Annotated in this window: 17 protein-coding genes; 7 read left to right on the top strand and 10 right to left on the bottom strand. The window is 65.1% G+C overall.

The annotated features are described in order from the left end of the window. Positions 1-12: 12 nt before the first annotated feature. From CWO91_RS26025 to CWO91_RS26005, 5 genes are all read right to left on the bottom strand, one after another. On the bottom strand, positions 13-1,071 hold the full coding sequence (locus CWO91_RS26025; protein WP_130217517.1) for an ABC transporter substrate-binding protein: 1,059 nt from the start codon (positions 1,069-1,071) through the stop codon (positions 13-15). A gap of 84 nt (positions 1,072-1,155) precedes the next feature. Beyond that, entirely contained in the window at positions 1,156-2,265 is a 1,110-nt protein-coding gene (locus CWO91_RS26020; RefSeq protein ID WP_130217515.1) for an ABC transporter ATP-binding protein, read from the bottom strand. A 107-nt stretch (positions 2,266-2,372) separates the two neighbouring features. After that, positions 2,373-3,941, bottom strand: a complete 1,569-nt coding sequence (locus CWO91_RS26015; protein ID WP_130217513.1) for a DUF4403 family protein — start codon at positions 3,939-3,941, stop codon at positions 2,373-2,375. Positions 3,942-4,082: 141 nt separating this feature from the next. Beyond that, the gene (locus tag CWO91_RS26010) at positions 4,083-4,721 is read right to left on the bottom strand and encodes a Vgb family protein (RefSeq protein WP_130217511.1); all 639 of its coding nucleotides are present in this window, start codon (positions 4,719-4,721) and stop codon (positions 4,083-4,085) included. A 29-nt stretch (positions 4,722-4,750) separates the two neighbouring features. Next, positions 4,751-5,971 carry a helix-turn-helix domain-containing protein gene (locus CWO91_RS26005; protein ID WP_130217509.1) on the bottom strand — a complete coding sequence of 407 codons (1,221 nt, stop codon included), beginning with the start codon at positions 5,969-5,971 and terminating at the stop codon, positions 4,751-4,753. A gap of 150 nt (positions 5,972-6,121) precedes the next feature. On the opposite strand from CWO91_RS26005, the gene CWO91_RS26000 reads away from it, so the two are divergent. Together CWO91_RS26000 and CWO91_RS25995 are read left to right on the top strand one after the other, a co-directional pair. Then, positions 6,122-6,916, top strand: a complete 795-nt coding sequence (locus tag CWO91_RS26000) for a DUF899 domain-containing protein (protein ID WP_130217507.1) — start codon at positions 6,122-6,124, stop codon at positions 6,914-6,916. After that, entirely contained in the window at positions 6,913-7,191 is a 279-nt protein-coding gene (locus CWO91_RS25995) for a hypothetical protein (protein ID WP_130217505.1), read from the top strand. Before CWO91_RS26000 ends, CWO91_RS25995 begins: the two co-directional genes overlap by 4 nt. A 223-nt stretch (positions 7,192-7,414) precedes the next feature. Here CWO91_RS25995 and CWO91_RS25990 read toward each other — a convergent pair whose 3' ends face one another. Then, positions 7,415-7,840 carry a c-type cytochrome gene (locus tag CWO91_RS25990; protein ID WP_130217503.1) on the bottom strand — a complete coding sequence of 142 codons (426 nt, stop codon included), beginning with the start codon at positions 7,838-7,840 and terminating at the stop codon, positions 7,415-7,417. 99 nt (positions 7,841-7,939) lie between these two features. Beyond that, complete coding sequence (locus CWO91_RS25985) at positions 7,940-8,656, bottom strand: L,D-transpeptidase (protein WP_130217501.1); 717 nt, start codon at positions 8,654-8,656, stop codon at positions 7,940-7,942. 275 nt (positions 8,657-8,931) lie between these two features. Between CWO91_RS25985 and CWO91_RS25980 the strand changes: the two genes are divergently transcribed. From CWO91_RS25980 to CWO91_RS25970, 3 genes are all read left to right on the top strand, one after another. Then, complete coding sequence (locus CWO91_RS25980) at positions 8,932-9,984, top strand: glycosyltransferase family 4 protein (protein WP_165405706.1); 1,053 nt, start codon at positions 8,932-8,934, stop codon at positions 9,982-9,984. A 33-nt stretch (positions 9,985-10,017) separates the two neighbouring features. Further along, positions 10,018-10,707, top strand: a complete 690-nt coding sequence (locus CWO91_RS25975) for a class I SAM-dependent methyltransferase (RefSeq protein WP_130217497.1) — start codon at positions 10,018-10,020, stop codon at positions 10,705-10,707. A gap of 120 nt (positions 10,708-10,827) precedes the next feature. Beyond that, complete coding sequence (locus tag CWO91_RS25970) at positions 10,828-11,487, top strand: hypothetical protein (RefSeq protein WP_130217495.1); 660 nt, start codon at positions 10,828-10,830, stop codon at positions 11,485-11,487. A 146-nt stretch (positions 11,488-11,633) separates the two neighbouring features. Here CWO91_RS25970 and CWO91_RS25965 read toward each other — a convergent pair whose 3' ends face one another. Continuing rightward, entirely contained in the window at positions 11,634-13,298 is a 1,665-nt protein-coding gene (locus CWO91_RS25965; RefSeq protein WP_130217493.1) for an aminotransferase class III-fold pyridoxal phosphate-dependent enzyme, read from the bottom strand. Between the two features lie 35 nt (positions 13,299-13,333). On the opposite strand from CWO91_RS25965, the gene asd reads away from it, so the two are divergent. Together asd and CWO91_RS25955 are read left to right on the top strand one after the other, a co-directional pair. Next, a complete protein-coding gene (asd, locus tag CWO91_RS25960; protein ID WP_130217491.1) occupies positions 13,334-14,197 on the top strand; it encodes an archaetidylserine decarboxylase in 864 nt (287 codons plus the stop codon). A gap of 66 nt (positions 14,198-14,263) precedes the next feature. After that, positions 14,264-14,824 (top strand): NUDIX hydrolase, encoded by a 561-nt coding sequence (locus tag CWO91_RS25955; protein ID WP_130217489.1) that lies wholly within the window; start codon positions 14,264-14,266, stop codon positions 14,822-14,824. A 250-nt stretch (positions 14,825-15,074) separates the two neighbouring features. On the opposite strand, the gene CWO91_RS25950 is transcribed toward CWO91_RS25955, so the two are convergent. Both CWO91_RS25950 and CWO91_RS25945 read right to left on the bottom strand, forming a co-directional pair. Next, on the bottom strand, positions 15,075-16,472 hold the full coding sequence (locus tag CWO91_RS25950) for a FecR domain-containing protein (protein ID WP_130217487.1): 1,398 nt from the start codon (positions 16,470-16,472) through the stop codon (positions 15,075-15,077). A gap of 234 nt (positions 16,473-16,706) precedes the next feature. Further along, positions 16,707-17,068, bottom strand: a 362-nt coding sequence (locus CWO91_RS25945) for a DUF2147 domain-containing protein (RefSeq protein WP_130217485.1), incomplete at its 5' end; no start/stop codon positions are given.

The following is a 17,068-nucleotide window of genomic DNA, read 5'->3' as shown; positions in this document are numbered from 1 at the left end:
TCCGGTTACACGCTATTTTGCTGCCCATTTGTTGAAGCGCTCGGTCAGGCGGTCGATGTTCTCGAGCCAGAAGCCAACGTTGATCTCGACCGCGTTCTTGATGTTATCAGGCGCCGTCGGCAGGTCCTTCAGAACGGCGGGCTGCAGCCGGGTGGCTGCGTCCTTGTTCGAAGTGCCATAAGCGATGTTCTCCGACAGCTTGGACTGGTTCTCCGCCTTGCCGGCGAAATCCAGGAACTTGTAGGCCGCGTCCTTGTTCGGGCTCCCCTTCAGGATGACCCAACTGTCGAGAGTGAACAGCGCCCCGTCCCATACCATGCCAAAATTCTTCTTCTCGTTCTTGTTCGCGGTGTCGATGCGGCCGTTGTAGACCGAGGTCATCGCCACCTCGCCGGAAGCGAGCAATTGCGGCGGCTGGGCGCCAGCCTTCCACCAGACGATGTCGCCCTTGATGGTGTCCAGCTTCTTGAAGGCGCGATCGATGCCCTCGTCGGTCGCCAGCACCTTGTAGACGTCCTTCGGTGCGACGCCGTCGGCCATGAGGGCGATCTCCAGCGTGGTCTTCGGGCCCTGACGCAGGCCGCGCTTACCCGGAATCTTCTTGGTGTCGAAGAAGTCGCCCCAGCCGCCCGGGGCCTGCTTCAGCTTGTCCTTGTCGTAGCCGAGAACGAAATCGTAGAGGATGGCGCCGACACCGCAGGGATTGACTGACGGCGGGATATAGGCGGCCTCGCCGCCGATTTTGGAATAGTCCATCTTCTCGAACAGGCCTTCCTCGCAGCCGACCGCCAGTTCGTCGCTCTCGACCTGGACGACGTCCCAGGTGGCGGCGCCACCCTGCACCTTGGCGCGCAGCACCCCGATGCCGCCGTCCCAGGACTCGTCGTTCATCGGAATTCCGGCCGCCTTCTTGAACGGCTCGAAATAGACCTTCTTCTGGGCATCCTGATACGCCCCGCCCCACGACACGACGGTGAGGTCACGCGCCTGCGCGACCGTGGCCAGCGCTGCGCTGGCGGTGAACGCCGCGGCGAAACCCAGAGCAATCTTGCCAATGTTGCGCTTCAGCATGGTCCTTGTTCCTTCTTCATCTGCGTTGCGTTGAGGTTGATCGATGCCGGTCCGCTTGCGCCAAAGACATGCTGCAGGATTGAATCAGACGGGATCAAGGGCCAGGCAGTCCTCAGGGCGGAAGGTGATGAACACGCTGTCGCCATATCTCAGGCTGTCATGCGCCCCCGGCTGAAGCTTGACCATGAACTCCCCGTTGCCGGCGACATCGAGCACGGCCAGCGCGTGGTCGCCGAGATAGATGGTGTTCTGCACCTTGGCCGGCAGGCGGTTCGGTCCCTCGCTGGAGGTGCCATCCGGGACAATGGCGATCCGCTCCGGCCGCACCGACAGGGAGGTCGATGCGCCGCCGCCTGATACGTTGACCGCCCGCGCGGTCACGGCACCCCCACCAGCCAGCGCGACGCGGCAATAGTCCTTGTCGACCGTTTCGACGGTGCCGGCCAGCACATTGTTCTCGCCGATGAAGTGGGCGACGAAGCTGTTCACCGGATGCTCGTAAAGCGCGTTGGGTTTGTCGATCTGCTGCACGATGCCGTCATTGAACACGGCGATACGGTCCGACATGGTGAGCGCTTCGCTCTGATCGTGGGTGACGTAGACGACGGTGATGCCCATCGTCTCGTGCAGTTGCTTGATCTCCAGTTGCATCTGCTCTCGCAGGCGCTTGTCCAGGGCACCCAAGGGCTCGTCCATCAGCACGAGCTGCGGGTTGAAAACCAGCGCGCGGGCCAGCGCGACGCGCTGCTGCTGACCGCCGGACAGCTGCCCGGGTCGCCGCTGCGCCAGGGTTTCCATCTTGATCATGCGCAACGCCGCCCTCACGCGCTCCTGTGCTTCCGGCTTGTTGATTTTGCGAACGGATAGCGGGAAGGCGATATTCTCCGCGATTGTCAGGTGCGGAAACAAGGCATAGTTCTGGAACACCATGCCGATGTCGCGCCTGTGTGGCGGCACGTTCTTGATCGGCCGGCCAGCGAGGTAGATCTCGCCATGAGTGGGAACCTCGAAGCCAGCCAGCATCATCAGCGTGGTCGTCTTGCCCGAGCCAGACGGGCCGAGCAGGGTGATGAACTCGCCCTTCCTGATTTCGAGGTCGAGGTTCTTCACCACGAGGTGCTCGCCATCGTAGGACTTCTGAATGCCGGAAAAGCGCACCAGTGCCGGCGCAGGCGTGACCATGCCGGCTTCCATGTTGTCCTCGCGTTGTCCCCTACAGTGCCGAGATTAGCATCCTCCGGCGAGAATGCCAGCGGTGCAAGCGACGAAGGCGCGCACGGACCCGGTGAGCGAAGGCGTGCTCACATCCCCGACAGCTTCGTCACATACACGTTCAGCGAGCCGCCGGCTTCGGCGACCACGCGCAGGGTCTTGGAATCGAAGGCGATGTCGGCAAGCGTCAGGCTGTCGATCTTGGCTTCGACCTTGAGGCCGTCCTCGCTCTTCTGGTAGTCGGCGATCGCGGCGGCGATCTTCTCGCGGGCGTTGGCGGCGATCGGCTTCAGGTCGAGCGTCGCCTTCTGCAGCAGGGCCTGCTGCATCTGTGGCACCACGGCGCGCGCCGCGGCGCCAAGCAGGCCGAACGCGGCCTCGGATTCCACCGCGAGCTGGATGTCGGCGAGCCGCAGCGTCTGCTCCGCCTGATCGAGCATCGGCCGGCCCCAGATGTGCACGGTCGCCTCGGCGCCGAGGCCGAACCAGCTCTTCTTCTCCTTGGCGCGCACCAGCAGCGAGATCAGCAGGCGGTCGCCCGAGGGGATCACGTTGACGGTCTTGACGGTGACGTCGACCGGGCCGGAGCCGTCCTCGGGATAGGTATGGCCGACCATCTGCGCCGCGATCAGCTTGTTGATCTCGGTGAAGGGCACGTCGATCGGCACGCCGATGTTCACGCCGGTGCCGGTCGGCGGCACGATCGAGATCTTGTCGGGAAACGGACACTCCGGCTTGGTCGGCGCCGAGGTCACGCGTGTCTCGGCCTCGAGGCCGAGCAGCAGCGTTACCGCTTGCGCATCGACCCGCGGCTGCGCCGCGATCGCGCGCACCGGCTTCATCTCGAGCCAGAGCGGCGGCAGTGCGGCCGATGAACTCGAGCCTTGCAGCGGGATCGAACGGCACGCCTTGGCCCATTGCACCCTGGCGTTCTCCCGCAGCGAAGGATCGTTGCGAATGCGCTCGGAGACCGCGTTGATCTGCTCGCCGACATTCTTGTCGATCAGCGGCTTCACCTGCGCCGGCACGTTGACCTTGGCCCCGGCGACCGAGAGGTTGGTGTCGCCGAGATTGACCTGGGCGCCGAGATTGGGTTCGAGATGCCAGGCGGCCGCGAGCTTCGGGCGAGAGGTGACGACGACGTTGCCCTTGATCTCGGCGCTGGCATTCAGGTTCTTGATGTTGACTGCGCCGATCCGTTTCGCCGCATCACCGCCGAGCACGCTGCCGAGCGCGTCGCCAAGGGCGCCTGTGGCTTTCGAGGACAGCGATCCGGTCACGTTGAGCTTGCCGGTGAGCGGCGTCGAGATTGTCAGCACGTCCTTGTCGCCGTTTGCCGCCATCGGACCGCGGGCTGCGGACCAGCCGATGTCGGCGTTCTCCAGGATCTGCGAGATCGGGTTGTCAGCCTTCCCTGCGAAATTGCGCGGCGAGGCCTTCTCGGCCTGCTCGCGGATCGCCGACAGCGCGATCGCGACCGGCGCGATCACGATGGAGCTCTTCGAGGCCGGCGGCAGCGGCGGCAGTTGCGCGACCGGCGGCGCCGAATTGGTCGGCCGCGGCGACAGCAAGTCCATCGCCTTCAGGCTGATGAAGAACGACGCCGCGAGCACCACGACGGCGATCAGGATAGTCTTCAAGTTCAGCGTCAGTCCCATCAATCCCCCAGGCCGCCCCGGGCAGAAGTCTATAGGGCAGGCGAGAAGGGCGCTAGAGCGCACCGGTGAGGTGGAATTGGGGCGAACAGGTTAACGGCTGCGAACGCCCCGTTGCCGCGCATTCAAACCGTGATCGCGAGGCTAGCTGCGCCGGGGACGACGGACCGCTCTCACATTGCCGCGACCGCCGCCGCCGCAGAAGAGGCGATCGCCGCCATCGGACTCCAAACCCGAGACCATCGTCCCGGCGGGCAGGTCGAGCTGCTCGAGCACCTTGCCCGTATCTGGGTCGATCCGCCGCACGTCGCTCTCTTCGTTCTCCCAGGTGCCATGCCAGAGCTCGCCATCGACCCAGGTCACGCCGGTCACGAAGCGCTTGCTCTCGATGGTGCGGAGAACCTTTCCCGTTTCGGGATCGACCTGATGGATCTTGCGCTCGCGATATTGCCCGACCCAGAGCGAGCCTTCGGCCCAGGCCAATCCGGAATCGCCGCCGCCGCCAGGTGAAGGGATCGTGCTGAGCACCTTGCCGGTGGCGGCGTCGATCTTCTGGATGCGATCCTCGGCGATCTGGAACAGGTGCCGGCCGTCGAACGCCGTTCCCGCATGCGCGGCGACATCGATGGAGCGCGCGATCTTGCCGTCGACCGGATCGACCGCGTTCAGCTTGTCGCCGGATGCGAACCAGACATGCGTGCCGTCATAGGTGACGCCATGCACGGCTTCGACGCCCGCGAAAGGCCCATACTCCCTGATGATCTCGGCGGCTGAACGCTTCATGTGCTCGATCCCTGTGGTGTGACCTCACCTTACGTCTTCAGAAGTGGCGTGGGGAGTAACAAGCCTGTCGGGAAACCCGGGACGGGCGGGGTCATCCAGCGCCGCGCTCTTCCGTGTCCGAAGGACTGCACCTTGTGCGATCGCGCGAGCTCTTCGAGCGCGCGCTGCACGGTGCGCGCGCTCGTTCCAAGCGCCAGCGCGAGCGCCGAGCTCGACCAGGGCTCGCCATCCGCAAGAAAGGCGAGTACCGCGGCGTGCTTCTCCTCGACCGGCCGCGCCAGCACAAGAACCTGTCGCGTCTTGCGCGGTGTCAGCGCAAAGCCCTGCTTGGTCGCGCTCACATCGGCAAGAGGCTTGAGCTTGGCACGGAGCCGGCCGATCTCGACCCGCAGCCGGGCGCGATGCGATTCATCGACGTGCTTCGCCTGAAATGCCGCGGTCATCAGTGCCTCTCGGGACACGTCCGCGGGCCACGCCTGTGCCAGGGGGCGGGCGAGCGCGAACAGCACCGGCCGCGTTCCGAGTGACACGACGACGCCTCCCTTGCGAACGGTGTGATGGAAGGTGTCCACGACGAGCGCTTGGGACGCCGCCAGCGCTTCGACCTGGCCGAGCAACAGCGGGTGCTCCTTGCCGCGCGCGATCAGGCGCGCCGCGGGCGTGTCGAGCACGAGCTTCGCACTTTCGACTTCGGCCGTGAGCGCTGGAATCCCGGCCAACCGCGCCGCGTCGGCGGCGCGGTCGAGCGCCGCGCGCGCATGTTTGGTTTTGAGGCGCCTGATGGCGATGCCGGCGATCACGAGTTCGCGGACGACCTGAGATGCAGGCGGGAGCGGGGATGGGCCGAGCTCCGCCAGCGTACGCTCGGCCTCGTCGAGGCGCCCGACCAGAAGAAGGCGGCGGGCCTCGATGTGACCGGCGTGGGCGGCATTGCCGAGATCGCCATGCTTTGCGAGTGTCGCCCGCGCGGCCGCGAGCGTTTTCACTGGCCAATTCAGGTCGCGCGAGACGAGCGCGATCTCGGCCTCGGCCACGATGCACCTTGCGCGCGCCACCGCCTCTCTCGGACCGAAGGCACGTGCGGCGCTCCGCAGCAGCGTCTTGGCCTTGGCGAGATCGCCGAGCTGCGCCATCGCGATGCCGCGCAGCGCCAGCGACGGTGCATCATTACGCAGCGCAACGCGGTTCAGCGCACCGAGCGGATCGCCCGCTTCGAGCGCGCGCGCCGCGGCCGTGATCAGCGACTCCATTCAAATCCCGCCACACTTGTTACTCCCACTGCGCAACCGTCCGGTGCCAGAAACAGTTTACGACCGACGATGTGCGGTAAGGGGCGAACTGTTCCGCGTTTGTCATGACGCGATGCGGAATGATCGCCCAGGCAAGAGGTTTGGAGAGCCATGATGACATCAGTTGAAAACGCAGGAAATAACGGACGTTCCGCCATGCAAACACCGCCGGTGGTGTCGCCGCAGGACTGGGAGGCAGCCCGTCTGCAACTGCTCGTGAAGGAAAAGGCGCATACTCGTGCCCGCGATGCCCTGGCCGCCGAGCGGCGACGCATGCCGTGGATGGCAGTGGACAAAACCTATGCGTTCGAGGGCCCCGGCGGCAAGGTCAGTCTGGTCGACCTATTCCAGGGCCGGCGGCAATTGATCGTCTACCGGGCCTTCTTCGAGCCGGGGGTGTTCGGCTGGCCCGATCATGCCTGCCGGGGTTGCTCCATGGTCGCCGACCAGGTCGCCCATGTCGCGCACCTCAATGCCCGCGACACCACCCTCGTCTTCGCATCGCGCGCGCCGCAGGCCGATATCGCGCGGTTGAAGAAACGAATGGGCTGGACCATGCCCTGGGTCACCGTCACCGACAGCTTCGACGCCGATTTCGGCGTCGACGAATGGCACGGGACCAACGTGTTCTACCGTGACGGCGACCGTGTCTTCCGCACCTATTTCGTCAAGAGCCGGGGCGACGAGCAGATGGGCGGTACCTGGAACTACCTCGACATCACGCCGCTCGGCCGGCAGGAGGTCTGGGAGGATTCGCCCAAGGGCTATCCGCAGACGCCGACCTACAAATGGTGGAATTGGCACGACAGCTACACCGAAGGTGCGGCGCCCGACAAGAAGTGGGTCGAGATCTCGGACGCCGGCGAGAAAGCCTTTCGCGAGGAGGCCGCCGGAGAAAGGAAATGACCTCTCCCGTCAGCGCGGCCGCCAGCGTCAACCGCGACAGTGTCGCGGCCGCGCGTCACCTCGCCAGATGGCTGGGGCTCGCGGCCACGCCGACCTTCGCGATCATGGCCCTGCTGACCGCCGTGCTCGGCGGCAGTCAGGCGGACATGCTCTGCTCGGCCGGACCTGGATCCGCGCTCATTGGCATGGTGCCGATGTATCTGTTGATGAGCGCATTTCATTCCGCGGCGTGGCTGCGGTTGATTGCGGAGCGAAGGCGCGGGGGCGAGCGGTAAGGGACCGCCGGTGTGAACGCCTCGTCCTTCGCGACGACCGCTTCGCGGTCTCCTCAGGATGAGGCTCAATGGGCATCTTGCGGGCTGGCGCAAGTGCGTTGGTTCGTTGTCTCAAGTCACCAGCCCATCCCTCTCATCCTGAGGGCCCGCTGAAGGCAGGCGTCTCGAAGGATGGCCACGATCACCGACACCAAACAAAAACGACCCGGCGTCGCCTAGGTCGTTACTGCGAAGCCGCCTGCAGATAGGCAACCACCTTGGCCGCTTCCTCCGCCGAGATGCCGCCATAGGGCTGCATCTTGTGGCCGGACACGACCTCGTCCGGCTTGACCATGAAGCGGGTGAGCTTGTCCTGGTCCCAGACGAAGCCGGCTTCCTTCATCGACGACGAGTAATTGTAATTCGGCAGCGAGCCGGCCTTGCGTCCGACGATCTTGTTGAGATTGGGACCGAGGCGATTGTCGCCCTCTTTCACGGAGTGGCAGGTGCGGCAGGAATTGTTGAAGGCCTGCTGGGCTATGTCGTCGCTCGCCGGCTGCTGCGCGAGCGAGAGGAGTGGTGACACGAGCAGCGTCAGCGCCGCGGTGCCGATCGCGCGCAGCCAGGCGCTTGACGAACGTTGCAGGCGTGCTTGCATCTGCGCCTCCATCGGGGATCGCGCCGCAGCAAGCGCGCTTCGGGATGTCGAGGGCAAACGAAAACGGCGCCGGTGGGTTCCGGGGCCGTTTGCGTCACAATGTCCTGTCGCTCAGCGCGTCGCAGCTCCGAGTTCCGCGCGCCGCTCCGTCATCGGCAGCACGATCACCTTGGTGCCGACGTTGACGCGGGCATAGAGGTCGGTGACGTCGTCGTTGGTCATGCGGATGCAGCCGGACGAGACGTGCTTGCCGATGGTCTCGGGCGCGTTGGTGCCGTGGATGCGGTAGATGGTGCCGCCGAGATACATGGCGCGGGCCCCCAACGGATTGCCGGGGCCGCCGGCCATGTGGCGCGGCAGATAGGGCTGGCGGGCGATCATCTCCGGCGGCGGGGTCCAATCCGGCCATTCGGCCTTCCGGCTCACCGACTGGATGCCCGACCAGGTGAAGCCGTCGCGTCCGACGCCGATGCCGTAGCGCAGCGCCTGGCCGTTGCCGAGCACATAGTAGAGATAGGTGTTGGGCGTATCGATGATGATGGTGCCCGGCGCCTCGCGCGTTGCATAGGAAACGGTCTGGCGGCGGAAGCGGGCCGGCATCTCGACCGCGTCCTGATCCTCGGACGGCGCGGCCTGATAAGGCGTCGTCTGGTAGGGCTGATAGGGCTGAAGCGGCTGCGGCGCGGTCATCGGCGGCAGCGGCTGGAAGAAGGGGAAGAGCTGCACCGGTGCGGCCTTGGCTGCACCTGCGAATGAGATCGCGGAGATCGCCACTGCGCCAAAAGCAACGGCGCGCGAATAATTCTTGAACGTGTCCAGATTGAACATTTGATCGCCCCTGTTTGCTCGGTGTTTTTGCTCACCGCGGCACCGTTTCGGTGCTCCGTTGGGTAGATCACTTAACGGCAAAACGTTTCGGGACATTTGCGCGGAAAACCGAAAACGGTTTCGTGGCCGCAAGGATTGTTTCATGACAGTTTCGTGGCCGCGCAGATCCGTTAACGAACAAAACAGTGGGCCGACACTTCTGTGACGTCATACGCCTGAAATATCCTTCGTTGATGGTCGGAAACCGAGAATCATCAAACTCTCGGGATTTTCCCATGCGGGTATTAATCGCGACCGACGCCTGGCATCCGCAGGTCAACGGTGTGGTGCGGACGCTGACCTCGCTGGCGAGCGCGGCCAAGGCTCTCGATGTCGAGATCGACTTCCTGACCCCGGACGGCTTTCGGTCATGGCCGCTGCCGACCTATCCAGGCCTGCGCATCGCGCTGCCGACGGGTAAGGAGATCGCGCGGCGGATCGAGAAGGCCGCGCCGGAAGCGCTGCACATTGCGACCGAAGGCCCGATCGGCTGGGCCGCGCGGGCCTATTGCCGTCGCAACCGGCTCGCCTTCACCACCTCCTATACGACGCGCTTTCCCGAATATGTCTCGGTGCGGACCCGCATTCCCGCGAGCATCGGTTATGCCGTGCTGCGCCACTTCCACGATGCTGCCGCCATGACCATGGTGGCGACGCCCTCGCTGCGGCAGGAGCTGTCCGAACGCGGCTTCAAGCGGCTCGGCTTCTGGACGCGCGGCGTCAACACCGAGCTGTTCCATCCCGACAGCCCGGCAGCTCTCGACCTGCCGCGCCCGATCTTCATGACGATGGGCCGCGTCGCGGTGGAGAAGAATCTCGAAGCCTTCCTTTCGCTCGACCTGCCCGGCACCAAGGTCGTCGTCGGCGATGGCCCGCAGAAGGCCGCGCTGGAAAAGAAATATCCCGGCGCCGTCTTCCTCGGCGAGAAGAAGGGGGCCGATCTCACCGCGCATCTCGCCGCGGCCGACGTCTTCGTGTTTCCGAGCCTGACTGACACCTTCGGCGTGGTGCAGCTCGAGGCGCTCGCCTGCGGCACTCCGGTTGCGGCCTTTCCGGTGACGGGACCGAAGGACGTCATCGCCGATCATCCGATCGGCGCGATCGATCATGATCTGCGCTCCGCGTGCCTCCGCGCGCTCACGATGTCGCGCGAGACCTGCCGCAACTTCGCGCTGGAGCGCTCCTGGGAGAACAGCGCGCGCCAGTTCGTCGGCAATCTCACCTCACTTCAGCCCAGTCGCGTCTTGCGCGCCTCGCCTCGCATGGCGCGGCGGCCGGTGCGCGGTTGATCTTCAATTAGAACCACAGCGAGAACCTCATCGATGGCTAAGATCATGAACCTTGACGGCACCCAGCAGCTCGACCTCACCCGCGGCACGGTTGAGCAGGCCTATGACCGTTGGGCGCCGGTCTACGACCTCGTGTTCGGCGGCGTGTTCGCCAAGGGCCGGCAGGCGGCGATCGCGGCCACCAACAAGATCGGCGGCCGGGTGCTCGAGGTCGGCGTCGGCACCGGCATCTCGCTGCCGCTCTACGCCCCGAACCTGCGCATCTTCGGCACCGACATCTCGGAAGCGATGCTCGACAAGGCGCGCCGCCGCGTGACGGAGCAAAAGCTGAAGAACGTCGAGGGCCTCGCGGTGATGGATGCCGAGAAGCTCGAATTCCCCGACAATTCGTTCGACGTCGTGATGGCGCAATATGTCGTCACCGCCGTGCCAAATCCGGAAAAAGCGCTCGACGAATTCGCCCGCGTGCTGCGTCCGGGCGGCGAGCTGATCATCCTCACCCGCGTCAGCGCTGACACCGGCATGCGCCGCTTCATCGAGCAGAAGCTCCAGCCGGTGGTGCGTCCACTCGGCTTCCGCACCGCCGAGTTCGCCTGGTCGCGCTATGCGATGTGGCTGGCTGGCGCGCATGGCATCGAGCTCGCCGAGCGCCGCCTGATTCCGCCGCTCGGACACTTCTCGCTGGTGCGCTTCCGCAAGGTCGAGGTCGCCAAGGCGGCGTGAGCTTACGCGTCGCGTGCGTCATCGCGCCGCTGCACATCGTCACATGACAAAATGATGATGTCACACGGCGTACATCGAATCCCTTTAAATCCCGTACCCGAAAGCATTTTGGGGAAGAGCATGATCAAGAATTATCTCGAGCAGCTGCGCATCCAGCGCTGGGACGACCATCGCTACTATCACCACAGCCGCATCAATCAGAGCCTGCACTTCGTCAGCGCGCTGAGCTTTCTCTTTGCCTATGTCTGGCTGTTCATCGATCCCGTGGTCTCCGGGCTGGTCGGCTGGCTGGTCTCGATGACCTCGCGCCAGGCTGGTCACTTCTTCTTCGAGCCGCATGATTACGACCACATCAACCAGGCGACGCACGAGCACAAGGAAGAGATCAAGGTCGGCTACAACCTTCAGCGCAAGGTGGTGCTGATGGCGATCTGGGCGCTCTCACCGCTGGTGCTGGTCGTCGACCCCACGCTGTTCGGCCTGTTCACGCCCTGGGCGAGCGCGACCGACTTCATGCGGCAGGTGGCGAAGATCTGGCTCGTGGTCGGCGGCGGCGGCCTCTTGTTCCGCACCGTGCATCTGTTCTTCATCCGCGACGTCGAGACCGGCCTCGTCTGGATGACCAAGATCCTGACCGACCCGTTCCACGATCTGATGCTCTATCACAAGGCCCCGATCGCGCTGATGCGCGGCGAGCTGATGGACCCCGGCCTGCACCTCAACCCCGAGCACACGCTGGGCCTCATCGGCGAGCCCACGCTCGAAGAGCAGCACGCCTGAGCGCGCTGCGCACAACAAACACTCCGATGTCTAATGGTTACGTCATGCCCGGGCTTGTCCCGGGCATCCACGTCTTGGAGCCCACGCGCGGAGACGCGTGGATGGCCGGGACAAGCCCGGCCATGACGGCGTCGGTGGACGCAGCCTCAGCGCCCAAAGCGCTTGGCCAGCATCTCTTTCAGGATCTGCCGCTTGATGTTCTTGTTGGTGAGCACGCCATCGTGCCACCAGAAGCCGTCGGCCTTCATTTTTTCGGCTGCGCGGACGAAGCGTTCGGCGACCTCGGTGAAGTCGGCGTCGGTGTAGTTCAGGCTGAAGATCAGCCGTCCGGTGCCGACCCAGCTCAGCGCCAGGCCCTCCGCGCGCAGGTAATATTGCAGCATCCAGTTGTAGCGGGACGGGGTGGTGTATTTCACCGTCCAGATCGAGGAGAAGTTGGCGAACCGCACCGGCAGGCCGGCATCGGTCATCATTTGGTTGAGTTTCTGGACGCGGCCGTTCCAGGTTTCCTCCAGGTGGTCATAGACGGCGCGGAAGTTGGGGCTGGCGAGCCGGCTCAAGAACTCGTCCATCGCCGTCATGACGTAGGGATGCGAGTTGAAGGTGCCGCGGGCAAAGCAGATATCGGCGGGACGGTCGTCGCGGAAGCGGCGCATCAACTCGCGTTTGCCGCAGACGACGCCGATCGGCAGGCCCCCCGCGAGGCTCTTGCCGTAGGTCACCATGTCGGCCTTGACGCCGAAGTATTCCTGGGCGCCGCCGGCGGCGAGACGGAAGCCGACGAAGACCTCGTCGAAGATCAGCACAATGCCGCGTTGGTCGCAGACCTCGCGAAGCTTCTTCAGCCATTCGGTGTAGGCCGTGCGGTCGAAATTGCCGCCGCGGGAGGAATCGACCAGCGAGGAATCGCCGGGCGCATTGGCGTTCGGATGCAGGCCCTGCAGCGGATTGACCAGCACGCAGGCAATGTCCTTGCGGGTCCGCAGCACGTGCAGCGTCTTCTCCGACATCTCGGCGAGGGTGTAGGTCTCGTGCGCGGGAATCGGATTGCCGACGCCGGGCTGCACGTCGCCCCACCAGCCATGATAGGCGCCGGCGAAGCGGACGAGATGCGTACGCTTGGTGTGGTAGCGCGCCAGCCGCACCGCCTGCATCACGGCTTCGGTGCCGGACATGTGGAACGAGACCTCGTCGAGGCCGGAGATCTGGCGGAGCCGCTGCACATTCTCGAGGATGACGGGGTGGTAGGGGCCGAGCACCGGTCCGAGCCCATGCGCCCGCTTCTCGGCGCCCTCGATGCACTCCTTGTAGAAGTCGTTGCCGAAGATGTTGACTCCATAGGAGCCGGTAAGGTCGTAGGAGGTGTTGCCGTCGACATCGGTGACGGTGACGCCGCGCGAGGACTCCATGAAGGTCGAGGTGCCCAGGTGCTCGCGGACGAGACGCGAGAACTGGAACGGCACGCGGTAGCTTTCGGTGAAGTTGAGATCGGAGATTGTCTCGGCCGCTTCCTTCGTCATCGCGCGGCCCTTGGGGTAGCGCTCGGCGTAGAGGCTGGCGAGGCGGAAGAAGGCTTCCTTGCGCTGCTTCACTACGTTCGCCGGCGCGCCGTCGCAGCCGAAATAACGGTCACCGCTAAACTCGTAGAACGGGAGCAGCTTTGCCACCCGGCGCGACATCTTGGAGTGCCCGGAGAGCGAGCGGTGCTTGGCGCGGGAGAGCTCGATGCGCGCCTTGAGCTTCGGGAAGGCGGCGGCAGCGGACGCTGCGGCGGCCACGGACATCGAGAGAATCGGGAGTGTCGTTTCCATGACAACAAGCGCTAACTCTGCGAGCTGACAGATTCATGACAGTCAAAGCCCTCATCGCCTCTTTCACCCAGCAGGAAGACCTCAACTTCCTGTTGACCAACCGTATCCCGCGTGCCGCGCTGACCCGCTTCATGGGCTGGTTCTCCAAGATCGAGAACCCTCTGGTGCGGGACGTCTCGATTGCGCTGTGGAAGCTGTTCTCCGACCTCGATCTGTCGGAGGCGCATAAGACCCACTTCCGGAGTCTGCACGACTGCTTCACCCGGGAGCTCAAGCCGGGCCTGCGGCCGTTCGATCCGGACCCAGCGGTGGTCGCCAGCCCCTCCGACGGCATTGTCGGTGCCCATGGAAGGATCGCCGACACCGAACTGTTTCAGGTCAAGGGCGCGCCTTATTCGCTGCTCGACCTCGTCGGCGATTCCGCGCTCGTCGACCAGCACCGCAACGGAAACTTCGTCACGCTGCGGCTGACCTCGAGCATGTATCACCGTTTCCATGCGCCCTGTGACGCGCATATCGAACGCGTCACGCTGATCCATGGCGACGTCTGGAACGTCAATCCGATCGCGCTGAAGCGGGTCGAGCGCCTGTTCTGCAAGAACGAGCGCGCGGTCATTCGCACGCATTTGTCGACTGGCGAGGCCGTGACGCTGGTGCCGGTAGCGGCGATCCTGGTTGCGAGCATCCGCCTGCACTTCCTCGACATGGTGCTGAACGCGCAGACACGCGGGCCGGTCAATTTCCCCTGCGACGTCAAGGTGAGCAAGGGCGAAGAGCTGGGCTGGTTCGAGCATGGCTCGACCATCATCATCTTGGCGCCCGGCGATTTCACGTTCTGCGACGGCATCACGGAGGGCACGCGCATTCGCGCAGGTCAAGCGCTGCTGAAAAGAAAGTAGCCTTCAATCCGCCGCGCCCGCGGCCTATATCGTCAGCGGGGCGGTTCGACCGATACGGATTTGGTGATGGCGCGGGCGCCGGTGATGGCGGCGGGTGGTATCGTGCTGCGGCGTGGTTCGACGCCGCTGATTGCAGTGGTGCGCCAGCGCAAGCGCAATGAATGGGTCTTGCCCAAGGGCAAGCTCGACGACGGCGAAACGCCGAAAGAAGCCGCGCACCGCGAGGTGCTGGAGGAGACCGGCCACAACGTCGCGGTGCACGAATTTTTGGGCACGCTGGTCTATCAGTCGGGCGGGCGCACCAAGGCCGTGCATTTCTGGCGGATGGAGGCTGACGGCGGGCCGGTCCGCAAACTGATGAATGACATCAAGGCGGTGGACTGGCTGACACTGGAGGATGCGATTTCGCGGCTGTCGCGCGAGTATGAGCGCGCGTTCCTGACGCAGGTTGGCCCGATCGCGCTCGCGGCGGCAGGGCTTGCGTCGTCGCCGCCGCCCACACCACCGGCGACCGATGACATCGATGCGGCCCTGCAGACGCTGACGCCGGCCGAAGCCGCGTCGGTCGATGAATTGCGGCATGGTTTGTTGCAGAAGGTGAAGGCGTGGCTCCGCGGCGACGCATGAGCGCGCGCCGCGTGCTGGGCAAAACGGCATCTCCAAGTTAGTGCGGTGACGCCACCTCGTTCCAGGTCGTCATTGCGAGCGCAGCGAAGCAATCCAGAATCTCTCCGCAGAAAGATTCTGGATTGCTTCGTCGCAAGGGCTCCTCGCAATGACGGGGAGGCGGCGGAGCGGGCTTCTTTCGCACGATTTCCTCAGAACCGCCGCCGCGCTGACGATGCAGCTTCGCGCACACGAAGGGGAGAAGGAAGAGTCACCGCCGCTCCTTCTCCTTCGGCGCCGGTTTGCGCGGCGCTGCGGGGCGTTGCGCGCCAGGGAGGCGCTGCTGGAAGCCGCCTTGACGTTGGATGCCGCCTGGCTGTTGGGCCGCAGGTGGCTGTGCTGGCTGACCCGGCTGCAATCCCGTGCGCGGCGCTTGCGGCTGCGGTTGCTGCACGCCACCGGGCTGCATGCCTTGCTCGGTGCGTGGCGCTCCTTGCCGCCGACCCGCGCCTTGCTGGTCTTGATGTAGCGGTCTCTGTTGCTGCTCGCCTTGTCGCTGCTGTTGCCCCTGACCCGCGCGCTGGCCACCCGGCTGCACCGCGCCGCCTTGGCCCTGCCGCTGCGGAGGCTGCGCGCCTTGCCGGTTCGGCGTACCCGGCTGCTGACCCGGACGGAAATTCTGACCAGGCTGGCCGTTCGGCCGCTGCGGCTGCTGGCTTGGCGGCGTGGTCGGCCGCAATTGCTGCTGTTGCGGCTGGAGCGGTCGCGGAATGCGGCTGGGCGCGCCGGGATTGGCGCGGCGGAAGTCGCGCTGCTCGGTGACGATCTGCCGGCCCGTGGTCTGCGCCAGATGCACCTGGCTGACGAAGCCGCGGTCGCGCGCGATCTGCTGCGGTGGAATCGTGATCGGCACCGCGGCAAAGCGCATGACGCCGCCGGCGCCGCCTGCACCTGGCCGGATCGCAAAACCGCTGGCTGCTTGCGTCAGCGCGCCGAGCCGCGCGCCGCTTGTGCGGTCGTCGACGTCGATGTGCCCGACCCGGCCGTCGGCATCGGGATAGAGCTTGATGTTGACATTGCTCGCCCTGTTCGCCGCCGCGCCTTCCGGCACGTCGACAACGCCGGTGGTGCCGCGGATGCCGAGCGTCGCGGTCGGCGTCGTGATCTTCATGTCGCCGGTCTTTGCCACCGCTGCGGCAACGAAAGCGACGGTGCCCTTGCCGACGTCGAAGATCGCGGCGTTCTGCTTGCCGCCGTCCTCATAGACGTAATTGTCGATGGTGATCCTGGCGCTGGCCGAGAGGTTGAACGTGGTGGCGTCGTTGAAGGTGATGCCGAGCGAGGAGTTCGACGAGGTCTGCACGACGTCGTTGAGATAGATGTCGTCGCGCACGCGCAGCGGATACGAGTTCTTGTCGCGGATCACGGTCGCGATCCCCGTCACGGTCGCGACGTTGCCGATCGGCTCGACCGCGGCAGGCTGCGCGTCTGTCGCGGGGCTAGGTGAGGCCGACGGCGTCGGGGAGGGTGCGGGTATCGGCTGTGCTTGCGGCTGCGCCTGTGCCAGCTCGATGGCCTCGGACGCGCACGCCACACCTGTGCCTGCCAGCGGCAAGGCCAGCAGGGCGAGCGCGAACACGGAGCGGCGCCAAACTACTAGTGAAGTCACGAGGAGGTCCCGGAGAGAACGCGAGGCGAGAGCCGCGGATTTCAGCCGGGGGCAACTGAATGGCGGATGAACACGTGTGGCAGGGAGGGGGTGAATGTGCAAACGGCGCGTCCCCGAGACCATTCGCGAGTCATGCCAATGTTTTTGGCTCCGGCATCTCCTCACCGTCATGGCCGGGCTTGTCCCGGCCATGACGATCACTTGTGCTTGCCTGTCGATGTGACGCCTTCAGCGTCAGCTCACGCGCTTCCAGGTCTGACCGCCACAGAACATGCCGCCGAAGGCGCAGCCCTGCACGCGCATCGCATTCGGGCCCTTCATCGCGATGGTCGAGTCGTAATTGCGGCCGGAATCAGGGTCGTGGATGCGGCCACTCCATTTCGAGCCCTCGGGCTTCATGTTGATCAGGATACGCGCGTTGGTCTTCTCGGCGTAACCACAGAGATTGGGACCGCACTGCTCGACACGAACATTGCCCTTGTTCTCTTCGGTCGCCCACACGCCGATCGGCGAGTTCGGTACTGCCACAGGCGCGGCAACCGGAGCCGGGGCCGGCGCGGGAGCAGCAGCGACGGGAGCGGGCGCGGCAACGGGAG

Source organism: Bradyrhizobium genosp. SA-3, assembly GCF_004212635.1.
Classification (GTDB): domain Bacteria; phylum Pseudomonadota; class Alphaproteobacteria; order Rhizobiales; family Xanthobacteraceae; genus Bradyrhizobium.
This window is presented reverse-complemented; position numbering and strand designations above follow the sequence as displayed.

Bases quoted from the DNA above. Each gene is read 5' to 3' on its own strand.
- CWO91_RS25955 (WP_130217489.1), top strand. From the start codon at position 14,264: ATGGCGCGGGCGCCGGTGATGGCGGCGGGTGGTATCGTGCTGCGGCGT.
- CWO91_RS26025 (WP_130217517.1), bottom strand. From the start codon at position 1,071: ATGCTGAAGCGCAACATTGGCAAGATTGCTCTGGGTTTCGCCGCGGCG.
- CWO91_RS25970 (WP_130217495.1), top strand. From the start codon at position 10,828: ATGATCAAGAATTATCTCGAGCAGCTGCGCATCCAGCGCTGGGACGAC.
- CWO91_RS26005 (WP_130217509.1), bottom strand. From the start codon at position 5,971: ATGGAGTCGCTGATCACGGCCGCGGCGCGCGCGCTCGAAGCGGGCGAT.
- CWO91_RS26015 (WP_130217513.1), bottom strand. From the start codon at position 3,941: ATGGGACTGACGCTGAACTTGAAGACTATCCTGATCGCCGTCGTGGTG.
- CWO91_RS25975 (WP_130217497.1), top strand. From the start codon at position 10,018: ATGGCTAAGATCATGAACCTTGACGGCACCCAGCAGCTCGACCTCACC.
- CWO91_RS25965 (WP_130217493.1), bottom strand. From the start codon at position 13,298: ATGGAAACGACACTCCCGATTCTCTCGATGTCCGTGGCCGCCGCAGCG.
- CWO91_RS25990 (WP_130217503.1), bottom strand. From the start codon at position 7,840: ATGGAGGCGCAGATGCAAGCACGCCTGCAACGTTCGTCAAGCGCCTGG.
- CWO91_RS25985 (WP_130217501.1), bottom strand. From the start codon at position 8,656: ATGTTCAATCTGGACACGTTCAAGAATTATTCGCGCGCCGTTGCTTTT.
- CWO91_RS25980 (WP_165405706.1), top strand. From the start codon at position 8,932: ATGCGGGTATTAATCGCGACCGACGCCTGGCATCCGCAGGTCAACGGT.
- CWO91_RS25995 (WP_130217505.1), top strand. From the start codon at position 6,913: ATGACCTCTCCCGTCAGCGCGGCCGCCAGCGTCAACCGCGACAGTGTC.
- CWO91_RS26020 (WP_130217515.1), bottom strand. From the start codon at position 2,265: ATGGAAGCCGGCATGGTCACGCCTGCGCCGGCACTGGTGCGCTTTTCC.
- CWO91_RS26000 (WP_130217507.1), top strand. From the start codon at position 6,122: ATGATGACATCAGTTGAAAACGCAGGAAATAACGGACGTTCCGCCATG.
- CWO91_RS26010 (WP_130217511.1), bottom strand. From the start codon at position 4,721: ATGAAGCGTTCAGCCGCCGAGATCATCAGGGAGTATGGGCCTTTCGCG.
- asd (WP_130217491.1), top strand. From the start codon at position 13,334: ATGACAGTCAAAGCCCTCATCGCCTCTTTCACCCAGCAGGAAGACCTC.